Here is a 12,031-nt window from a genome sequence, read left to right on the forward strand (position 1 = left end):
GCATCGACGGATGGGGCGGCCGGACAGGCGTGCTCTGCCCTCCCCCCTTTGCGGGGGCTACCCGATGCGCAGATCTGTCTCCGGAAGGCGCGAGGCGCTCTCCTCCCCCTTGCGGGGAGGAGTTGGAGGTGGGGGTGGTGCAGGATGGGGCGTCCCGGCGCCTTCTGCACCACCCCCACCCCTGACCCCTCCCCGCAAGGGGGAGGGGAAAACCGCCCCTTCTTTCAACGTGTTGGTATCAGGCAGGGATGTGTGAATCCGGTAGCCCCCGCAGAGGGGGAGGGAGACGCGCACCTTGCGCCCGGCTCAGCGCAGCAGGGCCGACTTGTCCACGTGGAGCGCCGCGCCGATCTCGTCGAGCGCCTTGTGCTCGACCTCGCTGATGCCGCCGAAATCGGCGACGTCGGCGCCGATCAGGAAGACGTCCTGACGCTGGTCGATCGGCCGCTCCGCGATGGCGCCCACCAGGCGCAGGTTCTCCAGGCGGCCGGCCCGGGTCTTGGCCCGGGCGATGGCCTCGTAGAGCTCCTGCTCGACCCGCAGGGTGTCGTAGGATTTCTCGAGGATCGGGTTGGCGCGGATGCCGCCGATCGCCGACTCGATCTCCTCCTCGGCCACGTCGCCGTCGGCCACGATGACATTGGCCGCGGCCGAGACCGCAGCCTGGAGGAAGACGGCATCGCCCGCATACGACATGATCGTGCGGCCGAACCGAAGGATGGCGTCCTGGAAAATGCTCATGCCGACCTCCCGTGCGGTCGGAGATGGCGGATATTGTGGCGGCCGAGTCAAGATCCGGCTGCGCTTGCACCGGGGACTGACATTCTGGGCTCGCTTTATGGTTTCGCGGGCGCGCGGCGCAGGGGTCACATCCGTTTCCGGTTGCAGGCACGCAGCCGCCTTCTCCGTCCTTGCGAGCGCAGCGAAGCAACCTAGGGAAACGCCACGCTCGCGGAGCACGCGCTGCACTGGGTTGCTTCGCTGCGCTCGCAATGACGGTGCGGGACGACAAGCCCCGCACCGTTTTGACGGCATCGCCTAACTCAGCAGCAGCGGAACCCCGACGTATTCCCCACGCCGAAACGGGCGTTCTCGCGATTGCGGAAGAATTCCAGCTCGGTCATCGGCGCCTGGTCGGGATGGGTCCGGCGGATATGCGCGGCGTAAGCCGCGTAATCCCCCTGCCCCACCATCAGCCGGGCGCCGTCGCAGACGCATTTGGACAGCGTCTGGAGGCGGCTGCGCAGGTTCTGCGGTTGCTGCATGGCTTTCCCTACTCGGCCGGAGCCAGGCGCGGATCGGTCTCGAGGGCGGTCCAGCGATCCGCCCGCCAAGCCTTGAGGCAGGCTGCGATGCCGAAGCCCGCGATGGCGACGACGAGGCCGATGAACAGGGCCGCCAGGACGGCGTCGATCCGGTCGTTGAGGATGATCTGCGCCATCTGATCGGCGTTCTTGGCCGGCGCCAGGAGCTTGCCCTCGGCGGCGGCCGTCGCGTAGCGCTCGGCATGGGCCAGGAACCCGATCTTGGGGTCGGCGGAGAACAGCTTCTGCCAGCCGGCCGTGAGGGTGCAGAGGCACAGCCACGCGGTCGGGATGATGGTCACGAACGCGTAGCGCTCGCGCTTCATCTTGAAGATCACCACCGTGCAGAGCGTCAGCGCCACCGCGGCCAGCATCTGGTTGGAGATGCCGAAGAGCGGCCAGAGGGTGTTGATGCCGCCGAGCGGGTCGGTGACGCCCTGGTAGAGGAAGTAGCCCCAGGCGCCGACCGCGATGGCGGTGGCCGCGATGCTCGGCCCCCAGGAGGTGGTGTTCTTGAACGACGGCACCGCCAGCCCGACGAGATCCTGCACCATGAAGCGGCAGGCCCGGGTACCCGCATCCACGGCGGTGAGGATGAACAAGGCCTCGAACAGGATCGCGAAGTGGTACCAGAAGGCCATCATCGCCTTGCCGCCGATGGCCGAGGAGATGATGTGGGCCATGCCCACCGCCAGCGTCGGGGCGCCGCCGGCGCGGGAGATGATCGTGCCCTCGCCGACATCCGCGGCGGTCTGGGTGATCACCTCCGGAGTGGTGGCGAAGCCGAGCTTGGTGACGGCCGCGGCAGCGGTCTCGGGGGTGGTGCCGAGCAGCGCCGCGGGCGAGTTCATGGTGAAGTAGACGCCCGGGTCGATCACGCAGGCCGAGACCAGCGCCATGATCGCCACGAAGGATTCCATCAGCATGCCGCCGTAGCCGATGAAGCGGGCATCGGTCTCGCTGGCGATCAGCTTCGGGGTGGTGCCCGACGAGATCAGGGCGTGGAAGCCTGAGACGGCGCCGCACGCGATGGTGATGAACAGGAACGGGAACAGGCTGCCGGCCCAGACCGGCCCGGTGCCGTCCACGAACTTGGTCATCGCGGGCATCTGCATGTGCGGCGCGACGACCGCGATGCCGAGCGCCAGGCCGACGATGGTGCCGATCTTGAGGAAGGTCGAGAGGTAGTCCCGCGGCGCCAGCAGCAGCCAGACGGGCAGGATCGACGCCACGAAGCCGTAGCCGATCAGCATCCAGCACAGCTGCGGGCCCGTGAAGGTGAAGGCCGGGCCCCAGACCGGGCTCGCGGCGACCGAGCCACCGCCGATGATCGCCAGCATCAGGAGGACGAAGCCGAGGATCGAGACCTCGCCGATCCGGCCCGGGCGGATGTAGCGCGAATACACGCCCATCAGCATGGCGATCGGAATGGTCGACATCACCGTGAAGGTGCCCCACGGGCTCTCGGCCAGCGCCTTGACCACGATCAGCGCCAGCACGGCCAGCAGGATCACCATGATCAGGAAGGTGCCGAACAGCGCGATGATGCCCGGCACGGTGCCGAGCTCGGCCCGGATCAGCTCGCCGAGCGACCGGCCGTCCCGGCGCATCGACACGAACAGGACCATGAAGTCCTGCACCGCCCCGGCCAGCACCACGCCGGCCAGGATCCACAGCATGCCGGGCAGGTAGCCCATCTGCGCGGCGAGCACCGGGCCGACCAGAGGGCCCGCGCCCGCGATCGCCGCGAAATGGTGGCCGAACAGGACGCTGCGGTTGGTGGGCACGTAGTCGAGGCCGTCATTGTGCCGGACCGCGGGCGTCTGGCGCGTCGGGTCGAGGCGCATCACCTTCTCGGCGATGAATTTCGAATAGTAGCGGTAGGCGATCATGTAGACGCAGACGGCCGCGACCACGATCCAGAGCGCGTTGATCGTCTCGCCGCGCTGGGTGGCCACGATCGCCAAAGCCGCGGCGCCGAGCGCTCCCACAAGGGCCCAGGGCCCGTGCCTGCCGATCGCCGTACCCATCGTCCCGCTCCCTACCGATCGCCTCGCACTCGGGGCCGCTGGGGCCACCGGCTGGGACTCCAAGGCCCCGGGCTACACTGCGGGTTTATCCTATTGGTCTGCCGTTGACGCAAGCGATCCGAGCTGTGATGCAGCTTCGCGGGCGGCACGACGCCCGATCTGTTACATCGGGCCAACATCTCGGCCCCGGCCGTCGTCGCGGCCGGCCCTGGAAACCGTCGCCGGCTGCGCCTCAAGCGGAGGCCCGGTGCCGGCGTGATTCGGCCCTGGGAGGAGCGGACAACAATGGCAAAGGTCGCATTCCTGGGTCTCGGCGTAATGGGCGGCCCGATGGCCGGACACTTGGCCAAGAAGGGTCACGACGTCACCGTCTACAACCGGACCACCCCGAAGGCCGAGGCCTGGGTGAAGGCCCATGGCGGCGCCTTCGCGGCCACGCCCCGGGAGGCGGTCGCGGGCGCCGAGATCGTGTTCGCCTGCGTCGGCAACGACGACGACCTGCGCAGTGTCGTGCTGGGCGATGACGGGGCATTCGCCGGCATGGCATCCGGTTCGGTGTTCGTCGACCACACCACCGCGTCGGCCGAGGTCGCCCGGGAGCTCGCCGCGGCCGCCGAGGCCAAGGGGCTCGGCTTCGTCGACGCGCCGGTCTCCGGCGGCCAGGCCGGCGCCGAGAACGGCGTGCTTACCGTGATGTGCGGCGGCGCGCCGGAGACCTATGCCAAGGTCGAGGCGGCGATCGGCTCCTTCGCCCGGGCCTGCCGCCTGATGGGCCCGGTGGGCTCCGGCCAGCTCACCAAGATGGTCAACCAGATCTGCATCGCCGGGCTGGTCCAGGGCCTGTCCGAGGGCGTTCACTTCGCCAAGCGCGCCGGCCTCGACGTGGAGGCGGTGCTCGATGTGATCTCCAAGGGCGCCGCCGGCTCCTGGCAGATGGAGAATCGCGGCAAGACCATGAACCAGGGCAAGTTCGACTTCGGCTTCGCGGTCGACTGGATGCGCAAGGATCTGGGCATCCTGCTCGACGAGGCTCGCCGCAACGGCGCCACGCTCCCGGTCTCGGCGCTCGTCGACCAGTTCTACGCCGAGGTGCAGTCCATGGGTGGCAACCGCTGGGACACGTCGAGCCTGGTGGCGCGCCTGGAGCGCTGAGGCCGGCCACCTTGGGCTGCCCTTTTGGGCTGCCCTCAGACGACAGGTCCTGCCGAATGCCACGCCGTGCCCCCCCCCGGGGCGCGGCGTGTCTTATTTTACCACCAGCCAATCCTCGACCACGAGGGCGTCGAGGCCGGTGGTGTAGAACATCAGGATCGCGTCCTCCGCGCTGTGGAGGATCGGCTTGCCCATCACGTTGAAGCTCGTGTTGAGCAGGATCGGCACCCCGGTGATGTCCGCGAAGGCGGCGATCAGGGCCGCGTAGGCCGGATTGCGCTCCGGCGTGACGCTCTGGAGCCGACCGGTCCCGTCCTGGTGGACCACGGCCGGCACGCGGGCCCGGACGTGCTCATGCCAGACCAGGGTGCGCTCCATGTACGGGCTGTCGGCGTAATCCGCGAACCAGTCCGGCCCGGCCTCGGCCAGGATCGAGGGCGCGAACGGCCGGAACGCCTCGCGGTACTTCACCTTGGCGTTGAGCGCATCCTTGGCGCCCTCCGGCCGCGGGTCGGCCAGGATCGAGCGGTTGCCAAGCGCCCGGGGGCCGAACTCGGCCCGGCCCTGCACCCAGCCGCCGAGGCCGCCCGCGGCCAGGATCTGCGCGGCGGCCCGGGTCGCCTCCGCGTGGCCGACGTGCCTAGCCCGCGGCTCCTGCTCGGCCAGACGCTCCATGGCGGTGGTGGAGACCCGGGAGCCGAGATAGGGCGAGAGCGGGCGCAGCGCGGGGGGCGGGCCGGCCCAGTCCGGATGGTCCTCCGCGTAGGCGAGCCAGGCGGCGCCCACCGCGTTGCCGTCATCGGCCGGCGCCGAGGGGACGTGCAGCCGGGCGAAGCCGGAGCGGCCGAGCACCCGTCCATTATACGACGAGTTGAGACCGCACCCGCCGGCGATCACGAGGTTGTCGGAGGGGCCGAGGGCGGCGGCCTCGGCTACCAGCACATCCATCAAAGTCCCGAAAAAATCCTGGCCGCAGCGGGCGAGGTCGGCCCAGCCGGTCTCCGAAGCGTCCGCCGGGCGGCGCGCGCGGATTTCCGCGGCGACCGCCTGGATCGTCTCGGCCTCGGCGAAGCGCAGGCGCCCGGCCTCGATCGTGCAAAGCGGGGCCAGCAGGGCTGACAGGTCCGGATCGGGGTTTCCGTAGGGGGCGAGCCCCATGATCTTCCATTCCTCGCCCTTCACCTGGTCGAAGCCGGCCAGATCGGTGATCAGCCCGTACAGGAAGCCGAGCGACCCGCGGCCGCGATGGCGGCGCAGCTCCGTGATCCGGCCGTCCTGCAATCGGTAGATCGCCGCCGCGCCGGTCTCGCCCATGCCGTCGACCACCAGGGCGGTGGCCTCCACGAACGGGCTGCCCCAGAGCCCGTAGGCGGCGTGGCAGAGATGGTGCGGGTAGCGTCGCTGCTCCACGAGGGTCGCGCGCGGCGCCGTTCCGGTGATCCGCGCCTCCTGGTTGAGGGCCAGCAGGGTACCGTGGCCCACCCGTTCCTGGGCGCCGTGGAGGTCGGCGATGAATACCCGCTCGGCCTGCTCGGGCACGAAGGAGCAGTTGAGCGCTGTGGTGTGGGCGGCGAGCGCCATCAGATCGAAGGTGCCGGCCCCCGCCTGCCCGCGCAGGAAATCGGTGAATTGCGGGCCCCAGGTCGAGGCGACGACGAGCTCCGAGCCAGGCGGCACGTAGTCCTGCAACAGGGCGACCACCCGGGCCGGGATGTCCGGCTCGCAGTTCGGTGCGCGCTTGTACTGGAGGAAGCGCTCAGCAGCCTCGGCGAACAGCAGGGTGCCGTCGGGCCCGACGAGGGCGAGCGCCGGATCGTGGAAGGTGGTGGCGAGGCCGAGATAGAAGCGCATGCCCCGGCGAGGTAGCGCATTTTCGTGCGCAGCGAAGCCCGGGCATGGCGGCTACCGGCTTGCTGCGGGGCGCGGCGCCAGCAGAAGAATCGCCGCCCCCGCGAGTCCCGACAGGGCCGAGCCCGCGAGCACGCCGAGCTTCACCGCGGTTTCGTGCTGCGGGTCCGCAAAGGCGAGACCGCCGATGAACAGGCTCATGGTGAACCCGATCCCGCACAGGACCGCGACGCCGTAGACTTGGCCCCACCCGGCCCCGGCCGGCCGCTGCGCCCAGCCGAGCGCGACGGCGAGCCGCAGGCTGGCGAACACGCCGGCCTGCTTCCCCAGGAACAAACCCGCGGCGATGCCCAGCGTCACGGGCTGGAGCAGGGCGTCGGGTGTCAGGCCGGTCAGGTCCACCCCGGCATTGGCGAAGCCGAAGATCGGCACCACCAGGTAGGTGATCCAGGGCGCCAGCCCGTGCTCCAGGCGATGGAGCGGCGAATCCACATCTTCCGGCCGGCCGGGGCTCACCCGGATCGGAATCGTGAAGGCCAGCAGCACCCCCGCCACCGTGGCGTGGATCCCGGAGCGCAGCACCAGCAGCCACAGCGCCAGGCCGAGCAGCCAATAGGCCGACAGCCACGTCACACCCGCGCGATTGAGGCCGTAGAGGCCGGCCAGGACCAGCACGGCCAGCCCCAGCATCCCGGCATCGAGGCCGGAGCCATAGAACAGCGCGATCACCACCACGGCGCCGAGATCGTCGACGATGGCCACGGCGCTCAGGAAGATCTTGAGGGACACCGGTACCCGCCTGCCGAGCAGCGCCAGGACGCCGAGCGCGAAGGCGATGTCGGTGGCCGCCGGGATCGCCTCGCCGCGCAGCGTCCCGGCGCCGAGATTGGCCGCCGCGTAGACCAGGGCCGGTACCGCCATGCCGCCGAACGCCGCGATGCCGGGCAGCACCCGATCCGGCCAGGTGCGCAGCCGCCCGTCGAGCGCCTCGCGCTTGATCTCCAGCCCGACCAGCAGGAAGAACCCGGCCATCAGGCCGTCGTTGATCCAGTGCTGCACGCTCATCGGCCCGAGCATCGCGTGGAGCCCGTGCACGTAGGCCTCGGCGAACGGGCCGTTGGCGACCACGAGGGCCAGCGCCGCCGCGGCCATCAGGATCAGCCCGCCCGCGGCCTCGCTCGCCAGCATCGTGCGGATGGCCGAGAGCGGGCGCCGGCCGCGGGCCGGTGGGGCGCGGTCGGGATTGGAAGGCGGCTTCATCGCGGGCAGGCTTGGCTTGGTTCGGGGGTGGGGGCAAGGGGCGCCTTGCATCGCGGGGCGGCCGTCCCGTATCGTCATGCCATGTCAGACCGGCTGCTCTCGCTGGTGGTCGACAGCCGTTCCCCTGCAGATCGGGCTCCTACGGGGACCGCATTCCGGGAACTCGACCGCGTTCGGACCCTCGCCGAGGTGATCGGTGAAGATGGTGAGCGCGTGCCCGTTGGCAGCACCGGGACGATCGTCGCCGTCTGGGGCGCGGGCGCCGCCTTCGATGTCGAGTTCACGCGGCCGGTCGAGGCGCTCGCCGCCATCGCGCCGGAGGATCTGGTCCTCGTGGAGCGCGCCGGCGCTTGATCGGCCCGGTCAGCTACCCGGCGCAGTTCCGGGTCGATGACGACAAGGTGCGGCGCTACCTGCTCGATCCGAATCATGAGGACGGCGGGCCGAAATGCGCTTTCCTGCTCAGCGTCGGCTTCTCGATCGACAATCCGATAACGCTGATGACGACCCTCGTGGGACATCCGACGCCGTCCACGCTCACGAGAGCCTATCCGATGCCGTACGGCCTGCGGTACCATTTTGAAGGGCCGATGCTTTGCCCCGATGGAACCGCAGCGAACATTCGGACCGTCTGGCAGGTCGATGACCAGCCCGGATTGCATCCTGCCCGCTTCATCACCCTGAAGCCGCTTCAAAAAGTGCCGCGCGATCCATAACGCGCCGCACCCCTCACGACACCCGCCCCAAAACCGCGCGGATCAACCCCAGCCCGTCGGGACTCGACCAGGCGGCGGGGCCCTTCATCACCCCGATGGTGCAGCCCTGCGCATCGATCAGCATCGTGGTCGGCAGGCCCGGGGATTGCGTGTCGCGCTGGATCGCGGGCAGCACGCGCCCGCCCGGATCGGCGTAGAACGGCAGGGCGTGGATGCCGGCCTGCTTGAGCCATTCCGGCGGCTTGTCGAGGTTGCGGGTGTCGACGTTGATCGCCACGACGGCGAAATCGGGCCCGCCGAGTTCCGCCTGAAGGCGGTCGAGCGCCGGCATCTCGGCCTTGCAGGGGGCGCACCAGGTCGCCCAGAGGTTGACCAGCAGCAGCCGGCCTTTGAGGTCGGAGAGCCCGGTCTCGGCGCCGTCCGGCCCCTTGAAGCGGATCTCGGGCGCGGGCCGTGCCTGCTTCGGGGCCTGCATGCCCGCGACCTCGCCCTTGGCGGCGGCGTCGACCCGGGCGAGTGCGTTGGTCGCGCCCGCGCAGGGCTGAGCCGCCCCGCCCGTGTTGCCGGGCAGGAGACCGCTCCCGTATAGGGCGGTCCCGAGGACGGCGAGCGCGGCGAGGCCCGCGCCGGCCATCAGAGTGGTGCGGCCGGGCATCAGGCTTGCCTGCCGGGACGTTCAGGGCGCGGAAGGATCGACATGAGCAACCGGATGTGGGGCGGCCGCTTTGCCAGCGGCCCGGCGGAGATCATGGAGGAGATCAACGCCTCCATCGGATTCGACAAGCGCCTCGCGCCCCAGGATATCCGCGGCTCGCTGGCGCATGTGGCGATGCTGGGCGCGGCCGGCATCCTCCCGGCAGAGGATGTGGCCGCGATCGAGGCCGGGCTCAAGTCCGTCCGCGACGAGATCGAGGCGGGCCGGTTCGTGTTCAAGCGCGAGCTCGAAGACATCCACATGTCGGTGGAGAGCCGGCTCACCGAGATCGTCGGCCCGGCGGCCGGGCGCCTGCACACGGCGCGCTCGCGCAACGACCAGGTCGCCACCGACATGAAGCTGTGGGTGCGCGACACCCTCGATTCCCTCGACCAGCAGGCCGCCGACCTGCAGCGGGCGCTCGCGGACACCGCGCTCAAGCATGCCGGCACGGTGATGCCGGGCTTCACCCATCTCCAGTCGGCCCAGCCGGTCACCTTCGGCCACCATTGCCTGGCCTATGTCGAGATGCTCGCCCGGGACCGCGGCCGGTTCCGCGACGCCCGGGCGCGGCTCAACGAGTGCCCGCTGGGCGCCGCGGCGCTCGCCGGCACCTCCTTCCCGATCGACCGGCACGCCACCGCGGCGGCCCTGGGCTTCGATCGGCCGACCGCGAACTCCCTGGATTCGGTGGCCGACCGCGACTTCGCCCTGGAATCGCTGGCCGCCGCCTCGATCTGCGCGGTGCATCTCTCGCGCTTCGCCGAGGAGCTGGTGGTCTGGACCTCGGCGCAGTTCAACTTCGTCAAGCTGTCGGACGGCTACACCACCGGCTCGTCGATCATGCCGCAGAAGCGCAACCCCGACGCGGCCGAGCTGGTGCGGGCGAAATCCGGCCGGATCATCGGCGCGCTCACCGGCCTGCTGGTGGTGATGAAGGGCCTGCCGCTCGCCTATTCCAAGGACATGCAGGAGGACAAGGAGGGCACGTTCGATGCCCTCCAGGCCCTGTCCCTGTGCCTGGCCGCCATGACCGGCATGGTGAAGGACCTGGAGCCGAACGCCGACGTGCTCGCCCGGGCCGCGGGCTCCGGCTACGCCACCGCGACCGACCTCGCCGACTGGCTTGTGCGCGAGCTCGGCCTGCCGTTCCGCCAGGCCCACCACGTCACCGGCCGTCTGGTCGGCGCCGCCTCGGCCAAGGGCGTCGGGCTGGAAGAGCTGTCGCTGCCCGAGATGCAGGAGGCCGAGCCGCGGATCACCGACGCGGTCTACGCTGTGCTCGGCGTCGCAAACTCCGTGGCCAGCCGCACCAGCTACGGCGGCACCGCGCCGGACAACGTTCGGGCACAGGCGCAGAGCTGGATCGAGCGGCTCGGCTGAGCACGCATTGGCGGCGGACAATCCTGGTTTCAAAAGGTCTTCGACCTTTTGCGGGTCCAGGGCGGAGCCCTGGCTCCTCTTAGGCTCCGCCGCCAAATCCCACTGGCGCATCGTCCTGAATACTGGAATCAAGACGGCGCGCTGGGACTTCGAGTTTGCAGCATCTTTTTCTAGGTGCCCGTCGAACGCAGCGAGGCCTGAAATTTCAGGTGCGCCGGCGACGGCCGGCTATCGATCATCTTTTTGGTTTGCGCGTTGCGCTCCAGCTTGGCTTCGACGACCTTGTTCTCGGTCATCTGCCGGCTGGTCTTGTCGGGCTCGTTGGCTTTATGCGCGCGACTCGCGCTGGATGCGTGATGCGCGGAGGAATGGGCGGTCGTCGCGCTGATCTTGTCCACGATACAATACCCTGCGGTTTCCTAAGATCTTGAGTGTGCATCATCCCGGAAGTCGGACACGACCTTTCGGGATGATGCTCTAAGTTCTCGATGTAATGTGCTCGCCGACACCGAACCGGAACCCGCTTCGGCGGCAAACGCTCTGGCACCACCGAACCGATCCGCCCTCGCGACGCCCATCAGACCCGGACGCGGCTCGGCGCGGTCGGCCGGGTGACCAGCGTGGCGAGGCCGGTCTGGAGGGACGATCTGGTTTCGATCACCGGACTGGTGGCGTCCGGCAAGACCGGCTGGCCGTGCAGGACCCGCTCCACCGCCCGCTTCGACGCCGCGGCCTCGTCCAGCAGCTTGCGCACGTCTGCCTCGAAGGTGTCGTCGCCCTGACCGCCCGCCCCTTGCCGAAGCCGGGTGCCGGGATAGGCTTCGTCCTCCGGCAAGGATCGGGACTGCTCGGCGTCATCGGTGGTCGCATGTGGTGACGCCGCGCTCGGATCGTCCGCCGCCGCATGGCTCTGTGCTGCCACCGCGTCCGGATCGTCCGCGGGCGCGTTCGATTCGGCCTGTGGCGTCTCCGAGCTGGCCGCCTCCTGTCCAGGGGCTGCGCTCATATCGATCGCTGCCGTCACCTCGGCGAGGCTGGCCGCTGTCAAGCCTGGCTCACCCCCTGCGGCGGCATAGTCCCGGGCGATACCGGCAATCTCCCGGGCCACCTTGGCCAAGTCCTGGGCGATGAGCGCTGCCGCCTTCCTGTCACCGGAGACGACGGCCGCGAGGGCTTCGGCTTTGAGCCGCCGGAGCTTCCGCTCGGCCTCTTGGAGCGCGAAGGCTGCGGCGTCCCGCTGGCTGGTCCGCGCCGAGGCCAGGGTGATCAGCACGCTGCTGATCTGGGACAGCTTGGCGTAGCCCAGCCGATCCGGAGGCGCCAACCGCGCATCCTCATCCGGCTCTGCACCGGCCCCGCCCTCTTGTGCCGTCCCATGCGCGTCGGCCGCGATCTCCGGGCTCGCCGGCTTGTGCGCGGCCGGGCGCTGAGGCCCCTCGATCGCCGCCACCCGGTTCACAGATCCAACCATGGCCACCTGCCGCGCGGAACTGTCGTACGCCGATGGAATCAGACGAGATCGGCAAGCAATACATACGCCGCGCTGAAGCTTTTCACAAATTCAACTCTTGGTTTATGATGATGAGCGCAGATATCGGCCCTCGCCCAGAGCAAGTCACTTCGCTCAGCGGGCGGCTTCGATAT

12 protein-coding genes are annotated in these 12,031 nt (G+C 69.7%); 4 read left to right on the forward strand and 8 right to left on the reverse strand.

What is annotated here, in order from left to right:
* Positions 1-306 precede the first annotated feature (306 nt).
* The 3 genes from AO398_RS25820 to AO398_RS25830 form a co-directional block, all read right to left on the reverse strand.
* Entirely contained in the window at positions 307-741 is a 435-nt protein-coding gene (locus AO398_RS25820) for a tellurite resistance TerB family protein (protein WP_058195018.1), read from the reverse strand.
* 302 nt (positions 742-1,043) lie between these two features.
* Entirely contained in the window at positions 1,044-1,265 is a 222-nt protein-coding gene (locus AO398_RS25825; RefSeq protein WP_058195019.1) for a YbdD/YjiX family protein, read from the reverse strand.
* An 8-nt stretch (positions 1,266-1,273) separates the two neighbouring features.
* The gene (locus tag AO398_RS25830) at positions 1,274-3,334 is read right to left on the reverse strand and encodes a carbon starvation CstA family protein (protein ID WP_058195020.1); all 2,061 of its coding nucleotides are present in this window, start codon (positions 3,332-3,334) and stop codon (positions 1,274-1,276) included.
* A gap of 285 nt (positions 3,335-3,619) precedes the next feature.
* On the opposite strand from AO398_RS25830, the gene AO398_RS25835 reads away from it, so the two are divergent.
* Positions 3,620-4,486 (forward strand): NAD(P)-dependent oxidoreductase, encoded by an 867-nt coding sequence (locus tag AO398_RS25835; protein WP_058195021.1) that lies wholly within the window; start codon positions 3,620-3,622, stop codon positions 4,484-4,486.
* Positions 4,487-4,579: 93 nt separating this feature from the next.
* Here AO398_RS25835 and AO398_RS25840 read toward each other — a convergent pair whose 3' ends face one another.
* On the reverse strand, positions 4,580-6,337 hold the full coding sequence (locus tag AO398_RS25840) for a carbamoyltransferase C-terminal domain-containing protein (RefSeq protein WP_058195022.1): 1,758 nt from the start codon (positions 6,335-6,337) through the stop codon (positions 4,580-4,582).
* A gap of 51 nt (positions 6,338-6,388) precedes the next feature.
* Positions 6,389-7,594: a Na+/H+ antiporter NhaA gene (gene nhaA, locus AO398_RS25845; RefSeq protein ID WP_058195023.1), complete on the reverse strand. Its 1,206-nt coding sequence runs from the start codon at positions 7,592-7,594 to the stop codon at positions 6,389-6,391.
* An 81-nt stretch (positions 7,595-7,675) separates the two neighbouring features.
* On the opposite strand from nhaA, the gene AO398_RS25850 reads away from it, so the two are divergent.
* Both AO398_RS25850 and AO398_RS25855 read left to right on the forward strand, forming a co-directional pair.
* Complete coding sequence (locus tag AO398_RS25850) at positions 7,676-7,948, forward strand: DUF4926 domain-containing protein (protein ID WP_244498892.1); 273 nt, start codon at positions 7,676-7,678, stop codon at positions 7,946-7,948.
* The gene (locus AO398_RS25855) at positions 7,945-8,310 is read left to right on the forward strand and encodes a DUF6883 domain-containing protein (protein WP_058195024.1); all 366 of its coding nucleotides are present in this window, start codon (positions 7,945-7,947) and stop codon (positions 8,308-8,310) included. Before AO398_RS25850 ends, AO398_RS25855 begins: the two co-directional genes overlap by 4 nt.
* 13 nt (positions 8,311-8,323) lie before the next feature.
* On the opposite strand, the gene AO398_RS25860 is transcribed toward AO398_RS25855, so the two are convergent.
* Positions 8,324-8,965, reverse strand: coding sequence for a TlpA disulfide reductase family protein (locus AO398_RS25860; RefSeq protein WP_058195025.1), 642 nt, complete (start codon positions 8,963-8,965; stop codon positions 8,324-8,326).
* 42 nt (positions 8,966-9,007) lie between these two features.
* Here AO398_RS25860 and argH point away from each other — a divergent pair, with 42 nt between their 5' ends.
* A complete protein-coding gene (gene argH, locus AO398_RS25865) occupies positions 9,008-10,387 on the forward strand; it encodes an argininosuccinate lyase (RefSeq protein WP_058195026.1) in 1,380 nt (459 codons plus the stop codon).
* A 170-nt stretch (positions 10,388-10,557) separates the two neighbouring features.
* Here the strand turns inward: argH and AO398_RS25870 are convergent, their stop codons facing one another.
* Both AO398_RS25870 and AO398_RS25875 read right to left on the reverse strand, forming a co-directional pair.
* Entirely contained in the window at positions 10,558-10,785 is a 228-nt protein-coding gene (locus AO398_RS25870; RefSeq protein ID WP_058195027.1) for a hypothetical protein, read from the reverse strand.
* A 179-nt stretch (positions 10,786-10,964) separates the two neighbouring features.
* The gene (locus AO398_RS25875; protein WP_152997661.1) at positions 10,965-11,858 is read right to left on the reverse strand and encodes a hypothetical protein; all 894 of its coding nucleotides are present in this window, start codon (positions 11,856-11,858) and stop codon (positions 10,965-10,967) included.
* Between the last annotated feature and the right edge of the window lie 173 nt (positions 11,859-12,031).

It is taken from the genome of Methylobacterium sp. GXS13 (assembly GCF_001455965.1).
In the GTDB taxonomy this organism is placed as follows: Bacteria; Pseudomonadota; Alphaproteobacteria; order Rhizobiales; family Beijerinckiaceae; genus Methylobacterium.